The sequence below is a fragment of the Streptomyces sp. NPDC097640 genome, assembly GCF_040302705.1.
GTDB lineage: Bacteria > Actinomycetota > Actinomycetes > Streptomycetales > Streptomycetaceae > Streptomyces.
On record NZ_JBEOSB010000013.1, the window covers coordinates 242,983 to 269,545 of the forward strand.

The 26,563-nt window shown below is 71.3% G+C and carries 25 protein-coding genes; 14 read left to right on the plus strand and 11 right to left on the minus strand.

The window, feature by feature from the left end:
* The first annotated feature begins 44 nt into the window (after nt 1-44).
* The 7 genes from ABTY62_RS22315 to ABTY62_RS22345 all read left to right on the plus strand — a co-directional run bounded on the left by ABTY62_RS22315 (nt 45) and on the right by ABTY62_RS22345 (nt 8,346).
* Nucleotides 45-1,601: a glycoside hydrolase family 43 protein gene (locus tag ABTY62_RS22315; protein ID WP_352131167.1), complete on the plus strand. Its 1,557-nt coding sequence runs from the start codon at nt 45-47 to the stop codon at nt 1,599-1,601.
* A 140-nt stretch (nt 1,602-1,741) separates the two neighbouring features.
* Entirely contained in the window at nt 1,742-3,688 is a 1,947-nt protein-coding gene (locus ABTY62_RS22320) for a pectinesterase family protein (protein WP_352131168.1), read from the plus strand.
* 27 nt (nt 3,689-3,715) lie between these two features.
* Entirely contained in the window at nt 3,716-5,053 is a 1,338-nt protein-coding gene (locus ABTY62_RS22325) for an ABC transporter substrate-binding protein (RefSeq protein ID WP_352131169.1), read from the plus strand.
* 111 nt (nt 5,054-5,164) lie between these two features.
* On the plus strand, nt 5,165-5,992 hold the full coding sequence (locus tag ABTY62_RS22330; protein WP_352131170.1) for a rhamnogalacturonan acetylesterase: 828 nt from the start codon (nt 5,165-5,167) through the stop codon (nt 5,990-5,992).
* A gap of 64 nt (nt 5,993-6,056) precedes the next feature.
* Nucleotides 6,057-7,376 (plus strand): pectate lyase family protein, encoded by a 1,320-nt coding sequence (locus tag ABTY62_RS22335; RefSeq protein ID WP_352131171.1) that lies wholly within the window; start codon nt 6,057-6,059, stop codon nt 7,374-7,376.
* 118 nt (nt 7,377-7,494) lie between these two features.
* Entirely contained in the window at nt 7,495-7,887 is a 393-nt protein-coding gene (locus ABTY62_RS22340) for a helix-turn-helix domain-containing protein (RefSeq protein ID WP_352131172.1), read from the plus strand.
* 48 nt (nt 7,888-7,935) lie between these two features.
* Nucleotides 7,936-8,346, plus strand: a complete 411-nt coding sequence (locus ABTY62_RS22345; protein ID WP_311724977.1) for a VOC family protein — start codon at nt 7,936-7,938, stop codon at nt 8,344-8,346.
* Here the strand turns inward: ABTY62_RS22345 and ABTY62_RS22350 are convergent.
* Nucleotides 8,327-9,211 carry a class I SAM-dependent methyltransferase gene (locus ABTY62_RS22350; protein ID WP_352131173.1) on the minus strand — a complete coding sequence of 295 codons (885 nt, stop codon included), beginning with the start codon at nt 9,209-9,211 and terminating at the stop codon, nt 8,327-8,329. The two genes, ABTY62_RS22345 and ABTY62_RS22350, sit on opposite strands and share 20 nt — an antisense overlap.
* 326 nt (nt 9,212-9,537) lie before the next feature.
* Here ABTY62_RS22350 and ABTY62_RS22355 point away from each other — a divergent pair, with 326 nt between their 5' ends.
* On the plus strand, nt 9,538-10,779 hold the full coding sequence (locus tag ABTY62_RS22355; protein WP_352131174.1) for a right-handed parallel beta-helix repeat-containing protein: 1,242 nt from the start codon (nt 9,538-9,540) through the stop codon (nt 10,777-10,779).
* A gap of 134 nt (nt 10,780-10,913) precedes the next feature.
* Entirely contained in the window at nt 10,914-12,359 is a 1,446-nt protein-coding gene (locus ABTY62_RS22360; protein WP_352131175.1) for an NCS2 family permease, read from the plus strand.
* 27 nt (nt 12,360-12,386) lie between these two features.
* Here the strand turns inward: ABTY62_RS22360 and ABTY62_RS22365 are convergent, their stop codons facing one another.
* Together ABTY62_RS22365 and ABTY62_RS22370 are read right to left on the minus strand one after the other, a co-directional pair.
* Complete coding sequence (locus ABTY62_RS22365; RefSeq protein ID WP_352131176.1) at nt 12,387-13,367, minus strand: aldo/keto reductase; 981 nt, start codon at nt 13,365-13,367, stop codon at nt 12,387-12,389.
* 114 nt (nt 13,368-13,481) lie between these two features.
* Nucleotides 13,482-14,252: an IclR family transcriptional regulator gene (locus ABTY62_RS22370; protein ID WP_311724982.1), complete on the minus strand. Its 771-nt coding sequence runs from the start codon at nt 14,250-14,252 to the stop codon at nt 13,482-13,484.
* 131 nt (nt 14,253-14,383) lie between these two features.
* Between ABTY62_RS22370 and ABTY62_RS22375 the strand changes: the two genes are divergently transcribed.
* Nucleotides 14,384-15,913 (plus strand): aldehyde dehydrogenase (NADP(+)), encoded by a 1,530-nt coding sequence (locus ABTY62_RS22375; RefSeq protein WP_352131177.1) that lies wholly within the window; start codon nt 14,384-14,386, stop codon nt 15,911-15,913.
* An 88-nt stretch (nt 15,914-16,001) separates the two neighbouring features.
* On the opposite strand, the gene ABTY62_RS22380 is transcribed toward ABTY62_RS22375, so the two are convergent.
* Nucleotides 16,002-16,418 carry a fic family toxin-antitoxin system, toxin component gene (locus tag ABTY62_RS22380; RefSeq protein ID WP_352131178.1) on the minus strand — a complete coding sequence of 139 codons (417 nt, stop codon included), beginning with the start codon at nt 16,416-16,418 and terminating at the stop codon, nt 16,002-16,004.
* A complete protein-coding gene (locus ABTY62_RS22385) occupies nt 16,415-16,690 on the minus strand; it encodes a plasmid mobilization protein (protein WP_311724985.1) in 276 nt (91 codons plus the stop codon). Before ABTY62_RS22385 ends, ABTY62_RS22380 begins: the two co-directional genes overlap by 4 nt.
* Before the next feature lie 130 nt (nt 16,691-16,820).
* Here ABTY62_RS22385 and ABTY62_RS22390 point away from each other — a divergent pair, with 130 nt between their 5' ends.
* Together ABTY62_RS22390 and ABTY62_RS22395 are read left to right on the plus strand one after the other, a co-directional pair.
* Entirely contained in the window at nt 16,821-17,474 is a 654-nt protein-coding gene (locus tag ABTY62_RS22390; protein WP_352131179.1) for a DsbA family oxidoreductase, read from the plus strand.
* 46 nt (nt 17,475-17,520) lie between these two features.
* Nucleotides 17,521-18,582: an aminotransferase class V-fold PLP-dependent enzyme gene (locus tag ABTY62_RS22395; protein WP_352131180.1), complete on the plus strand. Its 1,062-nt coding sequence runs from the start codon at nt 17,521-17,523 to the stop codon at nt 18,580-18,582.
* Between the two features lie 258 nt (nt 18,583-18,840).
* Here ABTY62_RS22395 and thpD read toward each other — a convergent pair whose 3' ends face one another.
* From thpD to ABTY62_RS22425, 6 genes are all read right to left on the minus strand, one after another.
* Nucleotides 18,841-19,728 carry an ectoine hydroxylase gene (gene thpD / locus ABTY62_RS22400; protein WP_352131181.1) on the minus strand — a complete coding sequence of 296 codons (888 nt, stop codon included), beginning with the start codon at nt 19,726-19,728 and terminating at the stop codon, nt 18,841-18,843.
* Nucleotides 19,729-19,733: 5 nt separating this feature from the next.
* Nucleotides 19,734-20,138 (minus strand): ectoine synthase, encoded by a 405-nt coding sequence (locus ABTY62_RS22405; RefSeq protein WP_352131182.1) that lies wholly within the window; start codon nt 20,136-20,138, stop codon nt 19,734-19,736.
* A 58-nt stretch (nt 20,139-20,196) separates the two neighbouring features.
* Nucleotides 20,197-21,465, minus strand: a complete 1,269-nt coding sequence (gene ectB, locus ABTY62_RS22410) for a diaminobutyrate--2-oxoglutarate transaminase (protein ID WP_352131183.1) — start codon at nt 21,463-21,465, stop codon at nt 20,197-20,199.
* Between the two features lie 68 nt (nt 21,466-21,533).
* The gene (gene ectA / locus ABTY62_RS22415; protein WP_352131184.1) at nt 21,534-22,079 is read right to left on the minus strand and encodes a diaminobutyrate acetyltransferase; all 546 of its coding nucleotides are present in this window, start codon (nt 22,077-22,079) and stop codon (nt 21,534-21,536) included.
* A gap of 362 nt (nt 22,080-22,441) precedes the next feature.
* On the minus strand, nt 22,442-23,227 hold the full coding sequence (locus ABTY62_RS22420) for a hypothetical protein (protein ID WP_352131185.1): 786 nt from the start codon (nt 23,225-23,227) through the stop codon (nt 22,442-22,444).
* Nucleotides 23,224-23,808, minus strand: coding sequence for a SigE family RNA polymerase sigma factor (locus ABTY62_RS22425; RefSeq protein WP_352131186.1), 585 nt, complete (start codon nt 23,806-23,808; stop codon nt 23,224-23,226). The genes ABTY62_RS22420 and ABTY62_RS22425 overlap by 4 nt, the downstream gene beginning before the upstream one ends.
* A 388-nt stretch (nt 23,809-24,196) precedes the next feature.
* On the opposite strand from ABTY62_RS22425, the gene ABTY62_RS22430 reads away from it, so the two are divergent.
* Both ABTY62_RS22430 and ABTY62_RS22435 read left to right on the plus strand, forming a co-directional pair.
* The gene (locus ABTY62_RS22430) at nt 24,197-25,312 is read left to right on the plus strand and encodes an amidohydrolase family protein (RefSeq protein WP_352131187.1); all 1,116 of its coding nucleotides are present in this window, start codon (nt 24,197-24,199) and stop codon (nt 25,310-25,312) included.
* A gap of 268 nt (nt 25,313-25,580) precedes the next feature.
* Entirely contained in the window at nt 25,581-26,498 is a 918-nt protein-coding gene (locus ABTY62_RS22435; protein WP_352131201.1) for an SCO1860 family LAETG-anchored protein, read from the plus strand.
* The last annotated feature ends 65 nt before the right edge of the window (nt 26,499-26,563 follow it).

Here is a 26,563-nt window from a genome sequence, read left to right on the forward strand (position 1 = left end):
CCTCTGCGCCGCGCGTGCGGAGAAGCGAAGAAGGGAGGCAGAGCATGACCGCATCCGCGCATACGCCGACGAGCGGGCCGGTGTGGCAGGCCGACCAGGGCGACGGCACCTACCGCAACCCCGTGCTGAACGCCGACTGGTCGGACCCGGACGCCATCCGGGTCGACGACGACTACTACCTCACCGCCTCCAGCTTCGGCCGCGCCCCCGGGCTGCCCGTCCTCCACTCCCGCGACCTGGTCAACTGGCGGCTGATCGGCCACGCCCTGGACCGCCTCGAACCCGCGGAGTCCTTCGCCGCGCCGCGCCACGACTGCGGGGTGTGGGCGCCCAGCATCCGCCATCACGACGGCCGCTTCTGGATCTTCTGGGGCGACCCCGACACCGGCGTCTACCAGGTCAACGCCCCCGACCCGCGCGGCCCGTGGACCAGGCCGCACCTGCTCAAGGCGGGCAAGGGCCTGATCGACCCCTGCCCGCTGTGGGACGAGGACGGTTCGGCCTACCTCGTCCACGCCTGGGCCAAGTCCCGCGCCGGGGTCAAGAACCGGCTCACCGGCCACCGGATGAGCCCCGACGGCACCACCCTCCTGGACGAGGGCACCCTGATCGTCGACGCGGACGCCATCCCCGGCTGGTTCACCCTGGAGGGGCCCAAGCTCCACCGGCGGGACGGCTGGTTCTGGATCCTGGCCCCGGCCGGGGGCGTGGAGACCGGCTGGCAGGGCGCGCTGCGCTCGCGCGACTTCTTCGGCCCGTACGAACACCGGACCGTGCTGGCCCAGGGCCGCACCGACGTCAACGGCCCGCACCAGGGCGCCTGGGTGGACACCCCGGCGGGCGAGGACTGGTTCCTCCACTTCCAGCAGCGCGGCGCGTACGGGCGCGTGGTGCACCTTCAGCCCATGGAGTGGGGCGAGGACGGCTGGCCCGTGATGGGCGACCGGGGCGAGCCCGTCGCGTCGTACCGCAAGCCCAAGGCGGAGCCGCAGCCGCCCGAGGCCCCGGCGACCGACGACGGCTTCCCGGGCGGGCGGTTCGGCCGCCAGTGGTCGTGGACGGCCAACCCGGCGCCGGGCTGGACCACCGCCCACGGCGGCGACGGCCTGTGGCTGACCTGCCACCGCACGGCCGACGCACACGATCTGCGGCGGCTGCCGAACGTGCTGGTGCAGCGGCTGCCCGCGGAGGAGTTCACGGTGACGGTCGGGCTGTCCCTGCACAGCGAGGTGCCGGGCGCCAAGGCGGGGCTGGCAGTCCTGGGCGACGCGTTCGGCTGGATCGGCCTGGAGCGGACGGCGGACGGGACCCGCCTCGTCCACCGTTTCGCCGACATCGCCACCGAGCGGGAACGGGACGCCGAACCCCCGCGCGACGCCCCCGACGGCCGGGCCCACCTCCGCATCGAGGTCTCCCGCGGCGCCCGCTGCCGCTTCCTCACCAACACGGGCGCCGGCTGGCACCCCTCCGGCCCCGTCTTCGCCGCCACCCCCTGGCGCTGGGTCGGCGCCCTCCTGGGCCTCTTCGCCACAGCCCCCGAAGGCCAGGGAGCGCCAGGCCACGCCGAATTCAAAAACTTCCGTACGGAGGGAGCGTCATGACCCGGTTGTGGGCAATCGTCCCGCAGAGGGGGCACCTCCCAGCGGTAGCTGGGGGAGGGACGGGTGGGCACAACCCCACCCGCAGACGGCCACGCACCGCACCCACAACGGCGCGACCCCTGAGGGCCACCGGCGCGCTGGTGACCCTGGTGGCCGCCCTCCTGGCCGCGCTGCTCAGCGCCCCGGGCGCCGCAGCGCGCGCTCAGGGTCCGGCGCCGGGCGCCGGCGCGACCACATGGACCGACAAACCCGACGGCTTCGCCGCCACCGCAGGCGGCACCACCGGCGGCGCCGGCGGCAAAGTGGTCACCGTCCGCACCCAGCAGGACCTCACCACATACGCCTCCGCCCCCGACCCCTACATCATCCGCATCGCGGGCTCGATCGCCGTCGACCCCTTCGGCTCCGACATCGTCGTCACCTCGAACAAGACCCTCATCGGCGTCGGCTCCACCGCGGAGATCGTCCACGGCGAACTCCACCTCAACCCCGGCACCCACAACGTCATCATCCGGAACCTCACCATCCGGGACAGCTATGTCGAGGGCGACTGGGACGGCAAGACCCAGGACTTCGACGCCATCCAGATGGACTCCGTCCACCACGTGTGGATCGACCACAACACCTTCACCCGCATGGGCGATGGACTGCTCGACATCCGCAAGGACAGCGACTACGTCACGGTCTCCTGGAACGTCTTCAAGGACCACAACAAGGCGTTCGGCCTCGGCTGGACCGACAACGTGACCACCAACATCACCCTGCACCACAACTGGTTCACCGGCATCAAGCAGCGCAGCCCGTCCATCGACAACGCCGCCCACGCCCACCTCTACAACAACTACCTCTCCGCCCAGTACCAGGACGAGGACCCGGTGTGGACCTACGGCAACTGGTCCCGCGGCCGGACCAAGATGGTCATCGAGAACAGCTACTACGACGGTATCCGCAACCCGTACCAGGCCGATGAGACCGCCGAGCTGGTCCAGCGCGGCAGCATCGCCCGCGACACCACGGGCCGCCACGACACCCGGGGCGCGGCGTTCGACCCGCGCGACTTCTACCCGTACCGGCTGGACCCGGCCGCCGCCGTGCCTGCCCTGGTGAAGAAGTTCTCCGGACCGCAGAGCAGCCTCGGCACCGACACCGTGCTGCGCGTCGCGGCCGACGGCTCCGGCGACTTCCGTACCGTCCAGGCCGCCGTCAACGCCGTGCCCGCGGGCAACGACGGGCGGATCACGATCGCCATCGCGCCCGGCACCTACCGCGAGCAGGTCCGGGTCCCGGCCGACAAGCCGCGCCTCACCTTCCTGGGCACCGGGCGGGACCGCGGCGACACCGTCATCGTGTACGACACCCCCGCCGAGTACGGCGGCTCGACCGGCAGCGCCACCGTCCTGATCGCCGCGAGCGATGTGACCGCCCGCCACCTCACCTTCGTCAACGACTTCGACGAGGCCGCCCACGAGCTGAACGGCGAGCAGGCGCTGGCCATGAAGACGACCGGCGACCGGATCGTCTTCACGGACACCGCCTTCAAGGGCAACCAGGACACCCTGATGACCGACAGCCCCAAGCTGACCACCATCAGCCGCGTCTACCTCCGCGACTCGTACATCGAGGGGGATGTCGACTTCATCTACGGGCGCGCCACCACCGTCATCGAGCGCTCCACCATCAGGGCGCTCAGCCGCGGCAGCGACAGCAACAACGGTTACATCACCGCCGCGAGCACCTGGAAGGGCAATCCGTACGGCTTCCTCATCACCCGGAGCCGGATCGTCAGCGACGCGCCCGACCAGACCTTCCACCTCGGCCGCCCCTGGCACCCCGGCGGCGAGCCGGACGCCATCGCCCAGGTGCTGATCCGCGACACCTGGCTGCCCGCCGCGATCAAGAACTCCCCGTGGACGGACATGGGCGGATTCCCGTGGCAGGAAGCCCGTTTCAGCGAGTACCGCACCACCGGACCGGGGGCTGCCCCGTCCGCCGACCGACCGCGGATGACGGACGCCGACGCCGCGGGCCACGAGGTGGCCGACTACCTCGCGGGCAGCGACGGCTGGGCACCCCAGACTCACCGCTAGGAGATGCGCACCATGCGAATAAACCCAATGAGAAAGCACCTGATACCAACCGTACGTGGCGCCGCGGCCGTGGCCGTGACGCTCACCCTCGCCCTGACCGCCACCGCGTGCGGGGACGACGGGTCGAGCTCCGGGTCGGAGGGGTCCGGCAAGGGCAAGATCGTCTTCTGGGACAACAACGGCGGGCCGCGCACCGCGATCTGGAAGGAGATCATCGCCAAGTTCGAGAAGAAGTACCCGGACATCGAGGTCGAGTACGTGCCGATCCCGATCGCCGACGTCCAGTCGAAGTACGACACGGCCATCCAGGGCGGCAACGACAGCCTGCCCGACGTGGGCGGCGTCGGCACGGCGTACCTGGCCAACCTCGTCGTCCAGGACGCACTGGAGCCGGTCGCCGACCGCATCCAGGACAGCTCGCTCAAGGGCAAGCTGGTCAAGAACATGGTGGACAGCGTCCGCGCGGCCGGTGGCGACGACAAGGAGATGTTCTCCGTCCCGACCTCGGCCAACCAGGGCACCCTCTGGTACCGCACCGACCTGTTCAAGGCGAAGGGCCTGCCCGCGCCGACCAGCTGGGACAACTTCTACAAGGCCGCCGGCGAGCTGACCGACCAGGGCGACAACAAGTTCGGCTTCACCCTGCGCGGCGGGGCCGGGTCCATCGCCCAGGCGATGGAGATGATGTACGCCCAGTCCGGGATCGACACCTTCTGGAACGGCGACAAGACCACCCTCAACGACCCCAAGAACGTGGCGGCGCTGGAGAAGTACGTCGGCCTCTACAAGAAGGACACCCCGTCCGCCGACCTCAACAACGACTTCACCAAGATGGTCGCCCAGTTCGACCAGGGTGACATCGGCATGCTCCAGCACAACCTGGGCAGCTACACCGACCATCTGAAGGCGTTCGGCAAGGACAAGATCGCCGGTGTGCCGATGCCGCCGTCCGCTGAGGGGCAGCCGCGCACCATCGTCTCCAACCCGGTCGACGGCCTCGGCCTGTTCAAGGCGAGCAAGAACAAGGCGGCGGCCTGGAAGTTCATCGAGTTCGCGGCCTCCGCGGAGATGAACAGCCTCTGGAACGAGGACGTCGGCGCCATCCCGGCCAACGTCGACGCCGCGAACGACCCCTGGATCGAGCAGGCCCCGCCGACCAAGGCTGCGCTGCAATCGCTCAGCGACCCCCAGACCAAGGTGGTGCAGCTGCCGTACTACCTGCCGGACTGGAACACCATCAGCAAGGCGGACAACGAGCCGAACTTCCAGAAGGTGCTGCTCGGCAAGATGACCGCCAAGGAGTTCTGCGACAAGGTCGCCAAGGAGCTCAACGAGGCCCAGGCGGACTGGAAAGAGCACAGCTGAGGCGCGCTCGCGTCGCGGGCCGGCCGCCGCACCCCGGCGGCCGGCCCGCGCCCCACCCGCGCCCCCGTCCGTCTCGACACCCGTGACCTGGACGAAAGGCATCCGCACGCCATGTCACTCTCCCGCAGACACGCGGCCGCGTCGCTCGCCGCGCTCCCGCTCGCCCTCACCGCCACCACCGGCACCGCCCAGGCCCGCTCCGGCGGGCGCGGCAAGCCCCGCGCCGGGGTGACCGTCTATCTCGCGGGCGACTCCACCGCCGCCACGAAGGCCGCCTCGGCGGCCCCGGAGACCGGCTGGGGGATGGCCCTGCCCTTCTTCCTCGCCGACCGGCTGAGGGTCGCCAACCACGCCGTCAACGGCCGCAGTTCGAAGAGCTTCTACGACGAGGGGCGGCTGGACGCGATCCTGGCCGCCATCCGGCCCGGCGACTTCCTGTTCATCCAGTTCGGCCACAACGACGAGAAGGTCGAGGACCCGGCTCGGGGCACCGATCCGGCCACCACCTATCCGCAGTATCTGCGGCTGTATCTCAAGGGGGCGCGCGACCGCGGCGCCCGCCCGGTGCTGCTGACCTCCGTCGAGCGCCGCAAGTTCGACGCCGCGGGCACCGCCCAGCCCACGCACGGCGCCTACCCCGACGCGATGCGCTCCCTCGCCCGGGCCGAGGGGGTGCCGCTGATCGACGTACAGGCGTCGAGCATCGCGCTGTGGCAGCGGCTCGGCCCCGAGTCCACCAAGGGCTGCTTCAACTGGCTCGACCCGGGGGAGTGGCCCAACTACCCGGACGGCCGGCAGGACAACACCCACTTCCAGCCGCACGGCGCGATCGAGGTGGCCCGCCTCGTGGCGCGCGAGCTGGGGGCCAGGGGCGTGCTGGCCGCGTCCGACGTACGCCGCCTGGGCGAGGCGATCCCGGACAGCTGGATCACCTGGTAGCGGCCCGCGCCCCGCGCCCCGCCCCTTCCCCGTACGCCCCACACGTCCCGCAAGGAGCCGGAACATGCGCACATTCAGATGTCATGCCCGCGTCGCCTCGGTGCTGTGCTGCGCCTCCCTCGCGCTCGCCGCAGCCCCCTCCGCGACGGCCGCCCCCTCCGCCTCGTACACCTCCCACGCCTCCGCGCGGGCCGGCCTCCCGGCGGGCGACGGCTGGGCCTCCGCCGAGGGCGGCACGACCGGCGGCGCCAAGGCCGACAAGGTCCACACCTTCACCGTCACCAACCGGGCCGAGCTTGCCAAGGCGCTGGCCGGAGGGGACACGGCGCCGAGGCTCATCTACGTCAAGGGCACCATCGACGCCAACACCGACGACTCCGGCCAGCCGCTGTCCTGCGCCGACTACGCCACCGACGGCTACGGCCTGGACGCCTACCTCGCCGCGTACGACCCGGCCACCTGGGGCGACGCCCAGCCGTCCGGCCCGCAGGACGACGCCCGCGCAGCGTCGGCCGCGGTGCAGGCGAAGCGCGTCAAGCTGGCCGTCCCCTCCAACACCACCATCGTCGGCGCCGGCCGGGACGCCCGGCTGCTCGGCGCCAGCCTCCAGGTCACCGGCGCGGACAACGTCATCATCCGCAACCTCACCTTCGAGGACGCCTACGACTGCTTCCCCGCCTGGGACCCGACCGACGGCGCGGAAGGCGCCTGGAACTCCGAGTACGACAACCTCGTCGTCTACGGCTCCACCCACGTCTGGGTCGACCACAACACCTTCACCGACGGCCGCCGCCCCGACAGCGCCCAGCCCCGCTACTACGGCCAGCTCTACCAGCAGCACGACGGCGAGCTGGACGTGGTGCGCGGCGCCGACCTCGTCACCGCCTCCTGGAACGTCTTCGCCGACCACGACAAGACGCTCATGATCGGCAACAGCGACAGCGCGGGCGCCACCGACCGGGGCAAGCTCCGCGTCACCCTCCACCACAACGTCTTCAAGAACATCGTCGAGCGCGCCCCGCGCGTCCGCTTCGGCAAGGTCGACGCGTACAACAACCACTACATCGCCCCCGCCGACGGCTATGTCTACAGCTGGGGCGTCGGTGTGGAGTCCCAGCTGTACGCCGATTCCAACGCCCTCACCCTGCCCGGCACGGTCGACCGGGCCAAGGTCATCAAGCAGTGGAAGGGCACGGCGCTCACCGAGGAGAACAACTACGTCAACGGCAAGCCCGTCGACCTCCTCGCCGTCCACAACGCGGGCGTCCCCGCCGAGCAGCTGGGCGACGACGCGGGCTGGACGCCGACGCTGCGCACCCGCGTCGACGCGCCGCGCGCGGTGCCCGGCATCGTGGACGGGCGCGCGGGCGCCGGCCGCCTCTGATCGCCGCCCCCCCCAGCGGGGAGGCCGGGCGTTACCTGGCCCCGCCCGGCCTCCCCTTCCCCCGCCCCTTCCCCGGCCCCTTTCTCCCTGCCGTGGCCGACCGTGGTGTGATGGCGCTGTGAGCAGTGCCGCAGAAGACACCAACCGCCGCATGCTGCGGGCACGGGACGCCATGGACCGCGCCTACGCGCAGCCGCTGGACGTCCCCGCCCTGGCCCGGATCGCCCATGTCTCCCAGGCACACTTCGCCCGCACCTTCCGGGCCACCTTCGGCGAGACCCCGCACCGCTATCTTCAGCGCCGCCGCGTCGAGCGGGCCATGTTCCTGCTGCGGGAGACCGACCGCAGCGTGACGGACATCTGCTTCGAGGTCGGCTTCGGCAGCCCGGGAACCTTCAGCCGCACCTTCCGCGACATCGTCGGCCGGTCACCGCGGGCCTACCGCAAGGAAGCGGTGGCCACGGGCGTGCCGACGTGCTTCACGATGGCGTGGACGCGGCCGAGCGACTGAGCAGTTTTGGATAAGTTTTCGTCCGGCTCGCTCGGTAACGTGATGCACATGTTCAACGCAATCACACATTCCGCGATTTACGTGCTCGATCAGGACGAAGCCCTTGATTTCTACGTCGGCAAGCTTGGCCTGGAGGTCAACGCGGACGTCGACTTCGGCGTGATGCGCTGGCTGACCGTGAGCGTTCCCGGCCACCCGGAGCGCCAGATCCTGCTGGAGAAGCCGGGCCCTCCGGCGATGTCCGAGGAGACCGCGCAGCAGGTCCGCGAGCTGGTGACCAAGGGCGCGACGAGCGGCTGGCTCATCTTGACCACGGACGACTGCCGCAAGACGTACGAGACGCTGAAGAGCCAGGGCGTCGAGTTCACCGAGGAGCCCACCGAGCGCCCGTACGGCATCGACTGCGGCCTCCGCGACCCCTTCGGCAACCGCATCCGCTTCACCCAGTTGAAGGCGTAGCCGGGCCGGTCGGGGAAGCGGAAACGGTCGTCGCGCTGAGGACGTGGGCCGTCGAGCGGCGTTCGCGGGCGTCGGCCGGCGCGTGGGCGGCGTAGTGGGACACGAGCCGGACCGCGTCCAGGTCCTCCACCGCGCCGAAACCCGCCGCCCGCAGGTCCGCCGCCAGCTGCTCGGGCGCGAAGTAGCTGAGGAACGGCTCGCCGACCGCGGCCACACGCGCCGCGCGAGCGCGATGGGAGACGCGCCCGCGCGGTGTCATGGCGCTCTGCGGCTCGCTGTAGTCGAAGACCGCCTCCGTGCCACCGGGCAGGCCCGCGATGAACCCGAGCGTGGCGAACACCGCGTCGCGGGTCAGATACGGCACCACGCCCAGCCAGCTGAAGAAGGCCGGCCGCGCCGGGTCGAAGCCCGCCGCCGTCAGGCCGTCGGCCAGGCTCTCCCGCTCGAAGTCGACCGGCGCGAAGGTCAGCGACGGCGGCAGCGGGATTCCGGCGTCGGCCAGGCGCTCGCGCTTCCACGCCTGGGTGGCCGGGTGGTCCACCTCGAAGACCCTCACCCCGGCCGCCTCGTGCGGATTGCGGTAGGCGAAGGTGTCGAGCCCGGCGCCCAAAACCACGAGCTGGCGCACGCCGCGCCGCACGGCGGCCGCCAGGCGGTCCTCGGCGAAGCGCGAGCGGGCGGCGATGAACAGGCGGATGCGCCGGCGCCCGGACGCGGCGTCGGCGTCGTCGCGGCCGTCGGCGTCCGCGCCGAGAATGCGGACGGCGAGCGGATCGTGGAACAGCCGGCCCGCGTCCAGCTTCTGGTGGTCCGCGCGGTGCGCGGCGGCGAGCCAGGCGGTGCGGCTGGGGCTGCGCGGCTGCATCTCGGGCCTCCTGGGCCTTCGTTCGCGTAAATAGTTGCCTCAGGCTACCATATTCCGGGTGTCGCGCCATGACGCCCCGCGAGTCGGTGCGATCCGTCCTGACCGTGCATTGATCGCGCCCTGACCGCCCTTGATCGGCGCCGTCGCTTCTCCGGCCACGAAATGATCAAGGTTTGCCCCGTCCTCTCGTGCGACCATCCCGATTTCGTAATCTAAGAATCCGCGAGTGCGTGGCAACCTAGTCTGGGGTTGGCGGCAACTACAGCTTGGAACAGGTCGGACCAGGATCCCCCGGCCCGTTCCCTCGACGCAGAACAGGAGTTGCCATGGGGCTGAGGCGCAAGCGCGGTCGCCACCGCCGTCGGAAGGACCGTACGCTGCCGCTGGGCAGCGCCGTCATCGTGGCCTCGGCCGTGGCGGGGGTCTATCTGACGGCCGCGCCCGAGGGCGCGAGCGCCGTGGGCTCGACCGTGTATGTGTCCTCCCAGGGCGACGACCAGGACTCCGGCACGCTCCAATCCCCGTACCGCACACTGGAGAAGGCCTTCTCGATCGCGAAGGCGGGCACCGTCATCGAGGTGCGCGGCGGCACCTACTACCCCGCCCGGACCCTCCGCAGCTCCATCAACGGCACCGCCCGGGACCGCGTCGAGCTGCGCCCGTACCGCGCCGAACAGGTCCGTGTCGACGGCTCGCGGCTCTCGACAGGCTCCTCACTGCTCTCGCTGCGCGCGGACTACTGGACTGTTTCCGGCATCGAGTTCCGCAACGCCCCCGGCGGCGGCCTGGTCTGCGTCTCCTGTGAGAGCACCGTCTTCGACAACCTCTCCACCCACGGCAACGGCGACACCGGGCTCACCCTGCGTGGCAAGGGCAGCAACGACAACGTCATCCGCAATCTGGACTCGTACGACAACCACGACGACGCCACCGGCGGCAAGCAGGCCGACGGCATAGCCATCACCCACGGCTCCGGCTCCGGCAATGTGATCACCGGGGTCCGGGCGTTCAACAACAGCGACGACGGCGTGGACCTGTGGAGATGGGCCAGCCCGGTCACCATCGAGCACACCTGGTCCTTCGGAAACGGCGAGAACCGCTGGGGTATCAGCGACTTCCGCGGCAACGGCAGCGGCTTCCAGCTCGGCGGCGACGCCCCGGCCCCCTCGCCCGCCCATGTCGTACGGAACTCCGCCGCCTGGGACAACACCCAGTACGGCTTCGCGGCCAACGGCAACACCGGCGCGATCCGTGTCCGGCGCACCACGGCGTACGCCAACGAGGCCTCGGGCTACTCCTTCGCCAGCTCCCAGGCGCTGCTGGAGCGCAACCTCTCCGTCTCCAACGGCGACGCCAAGGCCGAGACCGGCGCCACGGCCGTCTCCCGGGGCAACAACTGGAGCCCCGGCCGGGGCAGCGGCTGGAACCCCGGCGGCGCGGCCACCCCGCCCTTCGTCACCACCGATCCCGTGACGGCCCGTGGCGCCCGGCGGCAGGACGGCTCGCTGCCCGTCACCAGCTTCCTGGTCGTGGCCAACGGCTCCGAGATCGGCTCGACGATGGAGTGACGGCCCGGGCCAAGCGCACGGCGCCGCACGGCAGTTGATCTCGTAACACGGCGAAAACCTGAGCGGTCCGCGTAGGGGGCACAATCCAGTCACCCCGCACGCGTCTGATATTCACGCTTAAGGAGCGCCACAACATGGCAGGACAGGTGACCGACAAGGCACCGGCCCCAACCACCCCACCCCGCAGCCCACTTGACCGGTTCTTCCGGATATCCGAGCGGGCCTCGACCCTCGGCCGGGAGGTCCGGGGCGGGTTCGCCACCTTCTTCACGATGGCCTACATCCTCGTGCTGAACCCGATCATCCTGGGCAAGGCGGAGGACAAGTTCCAGGATCATCTCGACGGTGCGCAGCTGGTCACCGCGACCGCGCTGGTCGCCTGTGTGATGACGATCCTCATGGGCGTCGGCGGCAATCTGCCGCTCGCGCTGGCCGCCGGCCTCGGGCTCAACGCGGTCGTCGCCTACCAGATCGCCCCCCAGATGAGCTGGCCCGACGCCATGGGCCTGGTGGTCCTGGAGGGCCTGATCATCTGTGTGCTGGTGGGCACCGGGCTGCGCGAGGCGGTGATGAACGCGATCCCACAGCCGCTGAAACAGGCGATCAGCGTGGGCATCGGCCTGTTCATCGCCTTCATCGGCTTCATCGACGCGGGCTTCGCCACCCGCATCCCGGGCATGGAGGGCTCGGTGCCGGTCCAGCTCGGCGCGACCGGGCGGCTGACCGGCTGGCCGGTGCTCGTCTTCTGCCTCGGGGTGCTGCTGACCATCGCCCTGATGGTGCGCAAGGTCAAGGGCGCGATCCTGATCAGCATCGTCACCATGACCGTGCTGGCGGTCGTCATCAACGAGATCGCCGACCTCAAGCCGGGGGCCTGGGGGCTGACCGCGCCCTCCCTCCCGGACAAGATCGTCGACACCCCGGACTTCGGCCTGATCGGCTCCTTCAGCCTGTTCGGGGCGTTCCAGCAGGTCGGCGTGGTCACCATCGTCCTGCTGATCTTCACCCTGATCCTGTCCGACTTCTTCGACACCATGGGCACGGTCGTCGGGGTGAGCAGCGAGGCCGGGCTGCTGGACAAGGACGGCCAGGTGCCCAACCTGGGGCGGGTGCTGCTGATCGACGGGGTGGCGGCGGCCGCGGGCGGCGCGGCGTCGGCCTCGTCCAACACCAGCTACATCGAGTCGGCGGCCGGGGTCGGCGAGGGGGCGCGCACCGGATTCGCCAGCGTGGTCACCGGCGCGCTGTTCGGGCTCGCCCTCTTCCTGACCCCGCTGGCGACCATGGTGCCCGCCCAGGCCGCCACCCCCGCGCTGATCGCCGTGGGATTCCTGCTGATGAGCCAGGTGCGGCACATCGAGTGGGACCGCTATGACGTCGCCATTCCGGCGTTCCTCACCATCGTCGTGATGCCGTTCACCTACTCCATCACCAATGGGATCGGCGCCGGGTTCATCGCGTATGTGCTCATCAAGGCGGTGCTGGGCAAGGCGCGCGAGGTGCACTGGCTGCTGTGGGGGACGGCCGGGCTGTTCGTCCTCTACTTCGGGATCGACCCGCTGGAGCAGCTGCTCACCTGATCCTGCCTGACCTGCCCGCGCGTGCCGTCAGCCGTGGCCCATGACGGCGCGCGGGCGGTACGGCGCCTCCAGGCGGGCCACCTCCGCCTCGTCGAGCGTCACCTCGACCGCGGCGACCGCGTCCTCCAGGTGGCCGATTCTGGTCGCCCCCACGATCGGCGCGGTCACCGCGGGCCGGCCGAGCAGCCATGCGAGGGCGACCTGGGCGGGGGACAGCCCGCGCTCCTCGGCCACGGCGCGGGTGGCGTCCACGATGTCGAACTCGGCGTCCGCGTACCACTTCTCGACCAGCGGATCGCTGCCCGCCCGCGTCGTCGTCCCGAAGCGGTCCCGGTCCCGGGTGCCCGCGAGCAGCCCGCGCGCCAGCGGGCTCCACGGGATCACCCCCACCCCCTGGTCCAGGCAGAACGGGTTCATCTCCCGCTCCTCCTCCCGGTACAGCAGGTTGTAGTGGTTCTGCATCGACACGAACCGGGTCCAGCCCGCCGCCGCGGCCGTGTGCTGGGCCTTGGCGAACTGCCAGGCGAACATGGACGACGCGCCGATGTAGCGGGCCTTGCCCGCCCGCACCACGTCGTGCAGCGCCTCCATGGTCTCCTCGATCGGCGTCTCGGGGTCCCACCGGTGGATCTGGTAGAGATCGACGTGGTCGGTGCCCAGCCGCCGCAGCGAGGCGTCGATGCTCGCCAGGATGTGCTTCCGGGACAGCCCGCGGTCGTTGGGGCCCGGACCCATCGGCAGATACACCTTGGTGGCCAGGACGTAGTCGTCGCGGCCGGGGAAGAAGTCACGCAGCAGCTCGCCCGTGATCTCCTCGCTTCTGCCGTTGGAGTACATGTCGGCGGTGTCGAAGAACGTCACGCCGCTCTCGACGGCCCGCCGCACGATCGGCCGCGCCGCGTCGATGTCCAGCTGCCACTTGCGGTGCTCGGGGTCGCCGTAGCTCATCATCCCCAGACAGATCCGCGACACCTTGATCCCGGACTGTCCCAGGCGGGCGTACTCCATGGGTCTCACCTCTCGCTCGCTCGGTCACAGCAGACCACCGCGGCGCCCGTGTGTCAGCCCGGTCCGGTGAATCCGCCCGCGTACGCGGTGGGTTGGAGGCGATCGGTCAGTCGGTCAGAGGCGGCGGGTCGCGAGGGTGAGGCGGTCGCGGGCGTCGAAGAGGGCGTCCTTGATCATCTGCTCATGGGCGGGGGTGAGCCGGGCCACCGGCACCGAGCAGCTGATCGCGTCCCGCGAGGGGGTGCGGTAGGGGATGGCGATGCCGAAGCAGCGCAGCCCCAGCGTGTTCTCCTCGCGGTCCACCGCGTACCCCTGTTCGCGGATGACATGCAGCTCTTCGATGAGCTTCTCGCGGTCGGTGATGGTGTGCTCGGTGAGCCCGCCGAGGGTCTCCGGCAGCATCTTGCGCACCTGCTCGTCGGAGTACGTGGCCAGCAGCGCCTTGCCCAGCGAGGTGGAGTGCGCGGGCAGCCGGCGGCCGACGCGGGTGAAGGGGCGCAGATAGTGCTGGGACTGGCGGGTGGCGAGGTAGACCACGTTGGTGCCGTCGAGGCGGGCGAGGTGGATGGTCTCGGTGGTGTCGTCCGAGAGCCGGTCCAGGGTCGGCCGGGCGGCGGCCACGACCTCGTCCCCGTCGATGTACGAGGTGCCGACGAGCAGGGCGCGCACCCCGATGCCGTAGCGGGTGCCGGTCGCGTCGGTCTCCACCCAGCCGAGCTCCACCAGGGTGCGCAGCAGCATGTAGAGAGAGGACTTGGGGTAACCCACGGCCTCCTGGACGGCGGCCAGGCTGTGCATGCCCGGCCGGCCGGCGAAGAATTCCAGCAGTTCGACCGTGCGGACCGCCGACTTGACCTGGGCCCCACCCGTCTCGGCAGTTGACATCGCCTTGACCCCTTTGTTCGACCAGCCATAGAGTCCCGACAGAGTTCACCATCAGGGACAGCGTTCAGCATATCGAACAACAGCCGAGGTGCGGGACGCAAGCAGCGGCAACACAGCAGGAGGATTCCGCGGTGTCAGCACCAGTGTGGAGCGTCGACCCCCGAACCGGGAAGCAGCGGGAGCAGGTCGCGATCGAAGCCACCGCCGAGGAGATCGACCGCGTGGTGCGGGCGGCCCACGAGGCGCGCGGCTCCCTGGCCGACCGTACGGTGCGCGCCGCCTTCCTGCGCGCCGCCGCCGACCGCCTCGACGAGGCGAAGGACCAGATCGTCGAGGCGGCCGACGCCGAGACCGCGCTGGGCCCGGTCCGGCTCACAGGCGAGCTCGCCCGCACCACCTACCAGCTGCGGGCCTTCGCCGACATCGTGGGCGAGGGCGCCTTCCTCGACGTACGCGTGGACCACGCCGACGCCACCCAGACCCCGCCCTGGCCCGACCTGCGCCGCTACAAGGTGCCGCTCGGCGTCGTCGCCGTCTACTCCGCGAGCAACTTCCCGCTCGCCTTCTCCGTGCCCGGCGGCGACACCGCCAGCGCGCTCGCCGCGGGCTGCCCGGTCGTCGTCAAGGCGCACCCGGACCACCCCGCCACCTCCGAGGTGACCGCCGCCGCGCTGCGCCGCGCCGCCGAGGAGACCGGGCTGCCGGTCGAGGTCGTCTCGGTGGTGCACGGCTTCCAGGCGGGCGTCGAGCTGGTCAAGCACCCGCTGGTGGCCGCCGCGGGCTTCACCGGGTCGATCCGGGGCGGCCGCGCCCTGTTCGACGCCGCCGCCGCCCGGCCGGTGCCGATCCCCTTCCACGGCGAGCTCGGCAGCCTCAACCCGGTCGTGGTCACCGAGGCCGCGGCCGCCGAGCGCGCCGAGCAGATCGGCGCGGGCCTCGGCGGGTCGATGACCCTGGGCATGGGCCAGTTCTGCACCAAGCCGGGGTTCGTCCTGGCCCCCGCGGGCGAGGCGGGCGACCGGCTGGTGAAGTCCCTCACCGAGGCGGTCAGCAACAGCGAGGCCGGCGTCCTGCTGGACCACCGCATGCGCGACAACTTCGTCGCCGGGGTCAAGGAGCGGGCCGAACTCCCCGAGGTCGACGCCCCGGTCACCCCCGGCTCCGGCGGTGAGCACACCGTCAGCGCCGGCTTCCTGACCGTCCCGGCGCGGCTGCTCGCCGAGGAGGGCCCGCACGATGTGCTCCTCGAGGAGTGCTTCGGCCCGGTGACCGTGCTCGCCCGCTACGAGAGCGACGCCGACATCACGGCCGTGCTCGGGCGGCTGCCGGGCAACCTCACCGCCACCGTCCACCTCTCCGAGGGCGAGGGCGGCGGGGCCGAGGGCCGCGCCTCCGAGCTGCTCGCCGAGCTCACCCCGCTCGCCGGCCGGGTCCTGGTCAACGGCTGGCCGACCGGCGTCGCCGTCGCCCCCGCCCAGCACCACGGCGGCCCGTATCCGGCGACCACCTCCACCTCCACCTCGGTCGGCGGCACCGCCATCGAGCGCTGGCTGCGCCCGGTCACCTACCAGGACGCCCCGGCCGCGCTGCTCCCGCCGGAGCTGCGCGACGAGAACCCGCAGGGGCTGCCCCGCCGGGTGAACGGCCGCCGCGAGGTCTGACGACCCGAGGTGTGACGACCTGAGGTGTGACGCTGTGGGCGGGACCGGCCGGTCCCGCCCACAGCGCCGTCCGGGCCGGGGAGCCGGCTCAGCCGTCCGGCGTCCCGTCCGCCGCGCCGTCCACCGTCCAGCCGCGCAGGGCGCGGGCGATGTCGCGCAACGGGACCCCGGGGCCCGCGATGGCACGCATCAGCGCCAGCACCTCCGAGCCCTTCACATCCGGGGTGACGGTCAGGCCGTTTATCGTGAGCACCGCCCGGGTCGCGGCCCACGCCGCGTCCGCCTGGGAGTGCTCGAGCCAGGGATGGCGCAGCAGCGTGTCCAGGACGGCGGCCGCCTTGAGATGGGCGCCCCAGTACACGTCCTGGTTCAGCATGTGCGCGCCGTGCCGGTGGATGGCCGCCAGCGGCACCCCGTAGTCGTCTATCGCGGGCGAGCCGGGGATGTCCGCGGTCGCCTGGAGCAGGGCGGGGAAGTCGATGGGAAAGCCGGGGGAACGGGTCAACAGGCGTCCCTCAGACGCGTGGCCGGATCGAACCCCATCTCCTTGCTCGTGCTGCGGGGCCGGGCCGCGAGCTCCTCGTTGAGCTCGGCGAACTCGCCCTTCCAGCGCTGGAGCGAATCCCGGAACGCGGCCAGGAACGCCTCCCGGGTCTCGTCCCGGTCCAGCGCGAGCTGAGCCCGCCCGTACGCCTGGAGCGTCATGCCGACGGCCGCCGCGCGACGCCGGATCTCCTCGTGTTCTTCTTCGGTGAGCCGGAGGATGAGGTTGGCCATGCGGGGAGACAATCACCCCGAATCAGGTGATCGCAATCCCCGTGGGGAATGAACCGGGGCGTCTCATGGTTGACCCTCCGACACAGTGACACACCCCCCCCGAGACCCCGAAGAGCGGGCGAAGGAACTCATGCGCGTAGAGATCTGGTCCGACATCGTCTGCCCCTGGTGCTACATCGGAAAGGCCCGCTTCGAGCAGGGCCTGGCCGACTTCGAGCACCGCGACCGGGTCGAGGTGGTGCACCGCTCCTTCGAGCTCGACCCCGACCACCCCAAGGGCGACACCGTGCCGGTGCTCGACATGCTGGCGGCCAAGTACCGGGTCCCGCGCGAGCAGGCGCAGGCCATGGAGGCCCGGGTGGCCGAGGCCGCGGCCGACGCCGGACTCGGCTACCGCTCCGAGCGCGACCACGGCAACACCTTCGACGTCCACCGGCTGCTGCACCTCGCCAAGGCCCGCGGGCGCCAGGGCGAACTGCTGAGCCTGCTCTACGCCGCGAACTTCGCCGAGGAGCGGTCCCTCTTCGACACCGAGACCCTGCTCTCCGCCGCCACCGAGGCCGGACTCGACGCCGCCGAGGCCCGCGCGGTGCTCGACGACGAGACCGCGTACGCCGACGACGTACGGGCCGACGAGCAGGAGGCCGCCGCGCTGGGAGCCACCGCCGTGCCGTTCTTCGTCCTCGACCGCCGGTTCGGCGTCTCGGGCGGCCAACCGGCTGATGTCTTCACCCAGGCGCTGCGCCAGGCCTGGGAAGCGTCGCAGGTCAGCGGCGATAAGTAAGATCCGCGATGGACGCGGGGGTGAGCGCCTCTCATAGTGGGTGGACATGGAGCCCCTGGGAGGCGCGGAATTCGCGCCGCAGACGACATACCTCAACACCGCCTCCACCGGTCTGACGCCTGCCCGGACCGTGGCCGCCATGAAGGAGGCCATGGACGCCGCGGCCGGCGGCGGGCCCGACGCCGACCTGGCCTGGGAGGCGGTGGACGAGGCGCGCGCCGCCTTTGCCCGGCTGGCCGGGGTGGCGGGCGGGCGGGTCGCCGCGGGCGCGTCGGTCGCCGTGTACGCGGGGCTGGTGGCGGCCTCCCTGCCGTCCGGCGCGGAAGTCCTGGTGGCCGAGGGCGACTTCAGCTCGCTGGTGAACCCCTTCACCATGCGCCGCGACCTCAAGCCGCGCGCCGTGCCGCTGGAGGCCCTGGCGGACGCGGTGCGCCCCGGCACCGCCCTGGTCGCCGTCAGCGCGGTGCAGTCGGCGGACGGCCGGATCGCCGACCTGGACGCCATCCGCGCGGCCGCCCGCGCGCACGGCGCCCGGCTCCTGGTGGACAGCAGCCAGGGCCTCGGCTGGCTGCCGCTGAACGCGGATGACGCGGACTACACCGTGTGCGTCGGCTTCAAGTGGCTGATGTGCCCGCGCGGCGTCACCTTCCTGACCGTGCCCGAGGACTTCGGCGGGCTCACCCCGGTCTTCGCCGGCTGGGCGGCCGGCGAGAAGCCGTGGGACAGCTGCTACGGGCCGGTCGAGGAACTCGCGCACTCGGCCCGCCGCTTCGACCAGAGCCCCAGCCTGCTGTCGTACGTGGGCGCCGTGCGCTCCCTCTCGCTCGTGGAGGAGCTGGGCACCGCGGCCATCGGCGCCCACGACCGCGCGCTCGCCGACCGCTTCCGGGCGGGGCTGACCGCGCTGGGGCACGGGTGCGCTGCCGCGCCGGGGTCGGCGATCGTGTCCGTGCCGGGGCTCGGCCACGCGGCGGTCCGCCTTGCGGAGGCGGGGGTCTCGGTTGCGGCGCGGGCGGGGAATCTGCGTGCGTCGTTCCACGTCTACAACGGCGTGGCGGATGTGGACCGGCTGCTGGACGTGCTCTCCGGCCTGCCGGCGGGGGTGTAGGCGCCGCCTGCGGCGGGCTTTGTCCCCTACCCGCCCCTTCCCACAACCGGGGCTCCGCCCCGGACCCCGGTCCTCAAACGCCGGACGGGCTTGATTTGCCCTGGCGGGCGAATCAAGCCCGTCCAGGCGGAAAGTCAGCCCGTCCGGCGTTTGAGGACACGCCCGAAGGGCGTCCGGGGTCCGGGGCGGAGCCCCGGTTCGGGAAGGGGCGGGTAGGGGAGCAGCGCGCCGCAGGCGGCGCCGCGCCCCCGGCGAGGGTCAGCGCACGGGCGTGAAATCGCGCGCGCCGATGAACTCCGGGCGCCGGACCGGCGCCGCGAAGGGCTCGACCGCCGTGTTCTCCACACTGTTGAAGACGATGAAGACATTGCTGCGCGGGTACGGCGTGATGTTGTCACCCGACCCGTGCATGCAGTTGCAGTCGAACCAGGTCGCCGACCCTGCCTTGCCGGTGAACAGCCTGATGCCATGCGCGTCCGCGAGCTCGGTCAGCGCTTTGTCCGACGGGGTCCCCGCGTCCTGCATCTGGAGCGACTTCTTGTAGTTGTCCTTGGGCGTCGCCCCCGCACAGCCGAGGAACGTACGATGCGACCCCGGCATGATCATCAGGCCACCGTTGGTGTCGTGGTTCTCGGTCAGCGCGATGGACACGGACACGGCCCGCATGTTCGGCAGCCCGTCCTCCGCGTGCCAGGTCTCGAAGTCCGAGTGCCAGTAGAAGCCCGAGGCGCCGAAGCCCGGCTTGACGTTGATCCGGCTCTGGTGGACATACACATCGGAGCCGAGGATCTGGCGGGCCCGGCCCACGACGCGCGGGTCGCGGACCAGGTTCGCGAAGACCTCGCTGATCCGGTGCACCTCGAACACCGACCGTACGTCCTGCGACTTCGGCTCGATGATCGAGCGCTCGTCGGCCCGCACCCCGGGATCCGCGATCAGCCGCTCCAGTTCGGAGTGGTAGACCGCGACCTCGTCCGGGGTGATCAGCTGCTCGATCGCGAGAAAGCCGTCGCGTTCGAAGCCGCTCAGCTCGGCCGGCCGTATCGGCCCGGGGTCCCCGGGGCCGGACCACACCACCGGGTCCGCCCGTGGGGTGACCGTCTCGGAGCTTGCGCGGGTCGGGTACAGGTCAGCGACCGTGGTCATCTGGATCAGGCCTCCTCCGCCTCGGTGATCAGGGGATATACGCCGTTCTCGTCGTGGTCCTCCCGTCCGGTGATCGGCGGGTTGAAGACACAGACGCAACGGAAGTCGGTCTTCGGACGCAGGGTGTGCCTCTCGTGGCCGTCCAGCAGATACATGGTGCCCGGGGCGATCCAGTGCTTCTCGCCGGTCTCGTCGTCGGTGAGCTCGGCCTCGCCCTCCACACACAGCACGGCCTCGATGTGATGGGCGTACCACATCGACGTCTCGGTGCCGGCGTAGAGCGTGGTCTCGTGCAGCGAGAAGCCCACCCGCTCCCTCGCGAGGACGATGCGCTTGCTCTCCCAGGTGCCCGACTTGGCCTTCACATGCCGCTCGGTGCCCTCGATGTCCTTGAAGGATCGGACGATCACGGTGGATTGCGCCTTTCTGTGGGGGATCTGATGTGGCCTGGTGCGGCCTGATGTGGCGTCAGGCGGTCTCGCGGACGGCTCGTGCCAGAGTCCGCAGCCCCTCGTCCAGCTCCTCGGGGGAGACGGTCAGCGGCGGCAGCAGCTTGACGACCTCGCTCTGCGGGCCCGAGGTCTCCACCAGCAGGCCGAGCTCGAAGGCGCGGGCGCACACCGCCGTGGCGCGCGAGGGGTCGGCGAACTCAACGCCCCAGACCAGGCCCCGGCCGCGGTACTCGGCGCCCAGCCGGACGTGCTCCTCGCAGATCTCGCGCAGCGCCTGCTCGACCTGCTCGCCGCGGGCCAGGGTCTGCTTCTCCATCTGGCCGTCGGCCCAGTAGGTGTCCAGGGCCGCGGCGGCGGTGACGAAGGCCGGGTTGTTGCCGCGGAAGGTGCCGTTGTGCTCGCCCGGCTCCCAGATGTCCAGCTCGGGCCGGAAGAGCGCGAGCGACATGGGCAGGCCGTAGCCGCCGATGGACTTGGAGAGGGTCACGATGTCCGGGGTGATGCCCGCTTCCTCGAAGGAGAAGAAGGGACCGGTGCGGCCGCAGCCCATCTGGATGTCGTCGACGATCAGCAGCATGTCGCGGCGCTTGCAGAGGTCGGCCAGGCCGCGCAGCCACTCGTTGCGCGCCACGTTGATGCCGCCCTCGCCCTGCACCGTCTCGACGATGACCGCGGCGGGCTGGTTGAGGCCGGAGCCCTGGTCCTCCAGCAGCCGCTCGAACCACAGGAAGTCGGGGACCCGGCCGTCCAGGTAGTTGTCGAACGGCATGGGCGTGCCGTGGACCAGCGGGATGCCCGCGCCGGCCCGCTTGAAGGCGTTGCCGGTGACGGCGAGCGCGCCGAGCGACATCCCGTGGAAGGCGTTGGTGAAGGACACGATGGCCTCGCGCCCCTTGACCTTGCGGGCCAGCTTCAGGGCGGCCTCGACGGCGTTGGTGCCGGTCGGGCCGGGGAACATGACCTTGTACGGGAGGTCGCGCGGGCGCAGCACGGTGTTCTGGAAGGACTCCAGGAACGCCCGCTTGGCCGTGGTGCCCATGTCCAGGCCGTGGGTGACGCCGTCGCGCTCGATGTAGTCGATCAGCGCGCGTTTGAGGACCGGGTTGTTGTGGCCGTAGTTGAGCGCCCCGGCGCCGGCGAAGAAGTCGAGGTAGGTGTGGCCGTCCTCGTCGTACATGTAGCTGCCCTGGGCGCGGTCGAAGACGGCGGGCCAGCCGCGGCAGTAGCTGCGCACCTCCGACTCCAGGGCCTCGAAGACGCTCAGCGCGGGCGGGGTGATGGTCACAGCATTCTCCTGGGAGATGAGTGTGAGGGGGGTGGAGGGTTGGCGTACGGGGGTCTCGGCGCGGGGCGTCAGGTCCGGGTGGCGAACGGGCCGATGCGGTACAGCACTTCGGGCTCATGGCCGCCGTCGGGGAACAGGCCGCCGTCGAACAGCACCTCGCGCTCCACGGGCGCTCCGTGCCGCTCGGCGAAGGAGGTGAACAGCCGGTTGGAGGCGGTGTTGTCCGGGGTGATCGTGGTCTCGACGCGGTGGATGCCGGACTGCTCGGCGACGCGCGCGGCCAGCCCGTCCAGCAGGGCGGCGGCCAGTCCCCGGCCGCGCCACGCCCGGTCCACGGCGACCTGCCAGACCACCAGGGTCCGGGGGCGCCGCGGGCGGATATAACCGGTGACGAAGCCGACCGGCTCCCCGTGCGCGTCGCGGGCCACGACCGAGGTGGCGGCGAAGTCGCGGCACCACAGCAGATAGCTGTAGGACGAGTTCAGGTCCAAGGTTCCGGAATCGCGGGCTATGCGCCAGATCGCGGCTCCGTCCTCGACGCGTGGGGCCTCGAGCCTCAGTCCTTCCGGCATTTCTCTTCGGGCACGTGCAAGGTCTGCTTGTGCGGCGGTCATGCGGATTGAATTTACCCAGCACAATCTTAAATTGCATCGTGGTGAGGGGTTACCCGAAGGAGGGGCGGCGTGTTATCGCGCGGGGACGCGCGTGCGCACGGGGGATCGTCGAAAAGTGCTGCTTTGTCGGGGAGTTATCGGGGTAAAGTGGTCGCCGTGTGGAGTGCGTCACATCTGCGTAACGGCGTGGTGATGCTCTTGAATTACAGCGGTTCCGGGTTACGAAACTTCAGCGTTTAGGAGTCCGGAAAGCGGGCAGAAGACGATGGGAACCTGTATTCAAAAAGGTGCCCCATTTATATCTCCGCGGGTCGCCAAGAATTCATCAGGATTCACCTGGATTCACCTGGATTTACTTTGATTCACTTGGCCGTGCGGAATCGGCCCCGGACGGCGAACGCGCCCGAGGGGCCGTTGCCGGAGGCCGAGTAGGCGTCCCCGGCGATGTTCCGGTCGCCCTCCGCGTGGTTGTACTGCCCGGCGAAGACATGCCGCCCCGCGGGCACCGTGGCCCCGTCCTTCAGCGTCCAGCGGTACACCAGCGCGCTGCCCTCGCTGCGCACCGAGACGGTCAGGTCGTCGGTGGGCAGCGTGCTCCAGGAGCCGGTGGTGAGCACCCCTCCGGTGTGTGCCACCCGCAGCTCGACGGTCAGCGAGGTCAGCGGCTTGCCGGTCTTCACGATCACATCGCTCTGCGCCCAGTACGGGTTGGACCCCGGGTTGATCTCGCCTTGAGAACGCACCACCGGGTCGGCGAGGTGGTTTGGACCGACCGCGGTGGGGGAGGCGGTCGGGGTGCGCCGCTGTGACCCGTCGTCCGTCGTCCCCCGTCCGCTCCCGTTGTCCTGCCCCGCCGGCGGGACGGCGGGCTCGCTCGACGTCCGTACGGTCTGCGGCTGCTGGGTCGGCTCCGTGGCCAGCACCACGATCCCCGCGGCGGCCACCGCCGCCGCGAGCCCGGCGACCGGGCCCGCCACCCGGGTCCACGGACGGGCGGCCCCGCGCTCGGGGCGGCGCCGTCCGTCCGTCGCCATGCCCGCGGTCACCCGGGCCAGCATCCGGGCCCGGTCCGGCCGGTGGGACTCGGCCGCGGTGCGCAGCTCGGCGGCGACATCGATCCGGTCGTGCCGCTCGCGGTGGTCGATCATCGACCGTTCCCTCCCGCATGGCCAGGGTGGAGCTTCCTTACGGTCTCCGGTGGGCCCGGCACCGGCTGCTGCCCGCCGCCGTGCGCCGAGCCGAGCAGCCGCTCCAGCTCCGCGATACCGCGCGAGGTCTGGCTCTTGACCGTGCCCACCGAGATGCCGAGCGTGCGCGCAGTCTCCCGCTCCGACAGGTCGAAGGCGTGGCGCAGCACCACGCAGGCGCGCTTGCGGAACGGCAGCCGCACCAGCGCGGCCTGGACGTCCACCACGGCGGAGATGTCCGGGTCGTCGACATGGTCGGCGCGCTGGGACGAGAAGAGCGCCACCCGGCGGCGCTCGCGGACGAGGCTGCGGATCCGGGAGCGTGCCAGGTTGGCGACCACGCCCCGGGCGTACGCGGCGGGGTGGTCGGCGGCGCGCACCCGCTCCCACTGGTGCCACACGGCGACCAGCGCGTCGGCGGCGAGGTCGTCCGCGCCGTCCGAGCTGCCGAGCAGCAGGTGGGCGAGGCGGGCCAGTTCGGCGTGGTGCCGTTCGAAGAAGTCCCGGAATTCCGCCTGGATGTCAGGCGGCGCGTCGGGCACGGATGACGAACCGGCTGCCGGAGCGAGCGCCGGGGCGACTGCGGGGGCGGCTGCGGGGGCGGGTGCCGGACTCGGTGCCGGATCGGGTGCCAGGTCCGGCGGGGCGGCCACCGGTAAGTCCGGCAGGGGGCGCCCCCAGCTACCGCTGGGGGGACCCCCACCAGCGGTAGCTGGGGGCGGGTTCTCCGGTGACTCCGGCAGTGCCGCGGGTGGTGCGGGGTGTACGGCGGCCGGGTCATCGGTGGGAGCGCTCACTCGGGCCTCCTCACTTCCCCTCGTCCTGGGTTGCGTGAGCGTAGCAGCGCTCCTCGTGTTGTACGAGTGGCGCCGTTTCGGACCCTGGGAAATGGCCGGTCAGAGCGTCGGCGAAGTCTCGTACAGTGCGAGCATGAGGGATAGCGCGGTGCTGCACATCAAGGGCAGGGTGGTCGTCGGGCCGGACGCCGGGGGCTCCGCCTGGGACATGGACATCCGGGACGAACTGTGGGTCGTGGACGGGAAGATCACCTACGACCGGCCGGCCGCCGACCGGGATGTGCGGATCATCGAGGGCTGGGTGCTGCCCGGGCTCGTGGACGCGCACTGCCACGTCGGGCTGGACACACACGGCGCCGTCGACGACTCGACCAGTGAGAAGCAGGCGCTGACCGAGCGGGACGCCGGGGCGCTGCTGCTGCGGGACGCCGGGTCGCCCGCCGACACCCGCTGGATCGACGACCGCGACGACCTGCCCCGCATCATCCGGGCGGGCCGCCACATCGCCCGGACCAAGCGCTATATCCGCAACTACGCCCATGAGATCGAGCCCGAGGAGCTGGTGGCGTATGTGGCGCGGGAGGCGCGGCGCGGCGACGGCTGGGTCAAGCTGGTCGGCGACTGGATCGACCGGGAGCGCGGGGACCTGGCGGCCTGCTGGCCGCGCGCGGCGGTCGAGGCGGCCATCGCCGAGGCGCACCGGCTGGGCGCCCGGGTCACCGCGCACTGCTTCGCGGAGGAGACGCTGGCCCCGCTGGTCGAGGCGGGGATCGACTGCGTCGAGCACGCCACGGGGCTGACCGAGGAGACCATCCCGCTCTTCGCGGAGCGGGGCGTGGCGATCGTCCCGACCCTGGTCAACATCGCCACGTTCCCCAAGCTGGCGATGGCCGGGGAGGAGAGGTTCCCGCGCTGGGCGGACCACATGCGACGGCTGCACGATCGCCGTTACGACACCGTGCGCGCGGCCTACGACGCGGGCGTGCCCATCTACACCGGCACCGACGCGGGCGGTTCGCTGCCGCACGGCCTGGTCGGCCTGGAGGTCGCCGAACTGGTCAAGGCCGGCATCCCGGCGACCGCCGCGCTCTCGGCGGCCACCTGGGGCGCGCGGGCCTGGCTCGGGCGCCCCGGGCTCACCGAGGGCGCATCCGCGGACCTCGTCGTGTACGAGTCCGACCCGCGGGCCGATGTGCGGGTGCTGACGGCGCCGCGGCGGGTGGTGCTGCGCGGGCGGGTGATCTGCTGAGAGAACAGGACCGCGTGGCCGGTGTGGCAGATGCGGCGGGTGTGACTCGGATGTGTCCGACGGATCCAGGGGATCGAACGCATCGGCGAGTGGCACCCGTTGGGGTGAACTGACCTCAGGAACCTGCCAGTTGGCTCGACGTGCCGCAAATATTGCGGGGTCGATGCCGTCGGCGCCCGTGGTGTCCCCCCGTGGCGAGTCGCCGGCGGCTCCATGTCTCCTGTGGGGGTCCACTCACGTGTCCTGTTCCACCAACAACTACTCCGGCATGCCCGCCCGCCGCCTGGCGGCCGCCACGGCCGCTGCCGCCGTCTCCGTCCTGGGCCTGCTGCCCGCGGGTGCGGCGCACGCCACCGACGGCGACGGGAAGACCGGCGGTTCCGCTGCCAAGACGAGCACGCACACGACGGGCGGAGCCGGTGCGACCGTGCTCCGCACCGATCTGAGCGTCTCGCTGCTCAACAAGACGGTCAAGGCTCCACTGGCGCTCGCCCTCAACGAGGTGCGCGCGCCGGCATCCGCCAACAAGACCGCGCTCAGCGCGACACTGGACGGCGTCGAAGGGGGAAAGCCGTTCAACGTCCTGCGCGCGGATGTGGCCACCGCACGTGGCACCGTCGACAAGTCCCGTGCCGAGGGGTACGCCAACCTCGCGCACGCCAAAGTGCACCTCCCCGGGCTGCCGGCGGTGCCGCTGATCGAGGTCCAGCAGGTCACCTCGAAGGCGGTGTGCCAGGCCGGAAAGCGGCCCACCGCCACGTCCAACGTGCTGGGCAGCGTGGTCGTGCTCGGCAAGAAGGTCAACCTCGCCTCCAGCGGTACGACCACGGTCGACGTGCCGGGGGTCGGTACCGTGCGGCTCGACCTGTCGCGCACCTCGACCACGTCCCGCACCGCCGCGGCCACGGCGCTTCGCCTGGCGGTCTCGGTGAACCCGCTCAAGCTGAACGTCGCCGAGGTCGAGGGGAAGGTCACCCTCGCTGAGGCGACCTGTGAGGCGCCGGGCGCCCCGCAGGTCAGCTCTCAGGCCGGCGCCGAACCGAAGCCGGAACACCTGGCCGAGACCGGGGGCAGCTCCACCACCCCGTACCTCGTGGGTGGCGGCGCGGCGCTGCTGGCCCTGGGCGGCGGCTCCGTCGCCCTGGCCCGCCGCCGTCGCACCGCCGTGCCGGGCGACGCAGCCTGACGCGGACCGGCTCGCGGGTGTCGCCGGACCTCGACGAGGCGTTCCGGGCCGCGGACATGACGCAT

Bases quoted from the DNA above. Each gene is read 5' to 3' on its own strand.
- ABTY62_RS22315 (WP_352131167.1), top strand. From the start codon at position 45: ATGACCGCATCCGCGCATACGCCGACGAGCGGGCCGGTGTGGCAGGCC.
- ABTY62_RS22325 (WP_352131169.1), top strand. From the start codon at position 3,716: ATGAGAAAGCACCTGATACCAACCGTACGTGGCGCCGCGGCCGTGGCC.
- ABTY62_RS22330 (WP_352131170.1), top strand. From the start codon at position 5,165: ATGTCACTCTCCCGCAGACACGCGGCCGCGTCGCTCGCCGCGCTCCCG.
- ABTY62_RS22335 (WP_352131171.1), top strand. From the start codon at position 6,057: ATGCGCACATTCAGATGTCATGCCCGCGTCGCCTCGGTGCTGTGCTGC.
- ABTY62_RS22345 (WP_311724977.1), top strand. From the start codon at position 7,936: ATGTTCAACGCAATCACACATTCCGCGATTTACGTGCTCGATCAGGAC.
- ABTY62_RS22350 (WP_352131173.1), bottom strand. From the start codon at position 9,211: ATGCAGCCGCGCAGCCCCAGCCGCACCGCCTGGCTCGCCGCCGCGCAC.
- ABTY62_RS22355 (WP_352131174.1), top strand. From the start codon at position 9,538: ATGGGGCTGAGGCGCAAGCGCGGTCGCCACCGCCGTCGGAAGGACCGT.
- ABTY62_RS22360 (WP_352131175.1), top strand. From the start codon at position 10,914: ATGGCAGGACAGGTGACCGACAAGGCACCGGCCCCAACCACCCCACCC.
- ABTY62_RS22365 (WP_352131176.1), bottom strand. From the start codon at position 13,367: ATGGAGTACGCCCGCCTGGGACAGTCCGGGATCAAGGTGTCGCGGATC.
- ABTY62_RS22370 (WP_311724982.1), bottom strand. From the start codon at position 14,252: ATGTCAACTGCCGAGACGGGTGGGGCCCAGGTCAAGTCGGCGGTCCGC.
- ABTY62_RS22385 (WP_311724985.1), bottom strand. From the start codon at position 16,690: ATGGCCAACCTCATCCTCCGGCTCACCGAAGAAGAACACGAGGAGATC.
- ABTY62_RS22390 (WP_352131179.1), top strand. From the start codon at position 16,821: ATGCGCGTAGAGATCTGGTCCGACATCGTCTGCCCCTGGTGCTACATC.
- ABTY62_RS22395 (WP_352131180.1), top strand. From the start codon at position 17,521: ATGGAGCCCCTGGGAGGCGCGGAATTCGCGCCGCAGACGACATACCTC.
- thpD (WP_352131181.1), bottom strand. From the start codon at position 19,728: ATGACCACGGTCGCTGACCTGTACCCGACCCGCGCAAGCTCCGAGACG.
- ectA (WP_352131184.1), bottom strand. From the start codon at position 22,079: ATGACCGCCGCACAAGCAGACCTTGCACGTGCCCGAAGAGAAATGCCG.
- ABTY62_RS22420 (WP_352131185.1), bottom strand. From the start codon at position 23,227: ATGATCGACCACCGCGAGCGGCACGACCGGATCGATGTCGCCGCCGAG.
- ABTY62_RS22430 (WP_352131187.1), top strand. From the start codon at position 24,197: ATGAGGGATAGCGCGGTGCTGCACATCAAGGGCAGGGTGGTCGTCGGG.
- ABTY62_RS22435 (WP_352131201.1), top strand. From the start codon at position 25,581: ATGCCCGCCCGCCGCCTGGCGGCCGCCACGGCCGCTGCCGCCGTCTCC.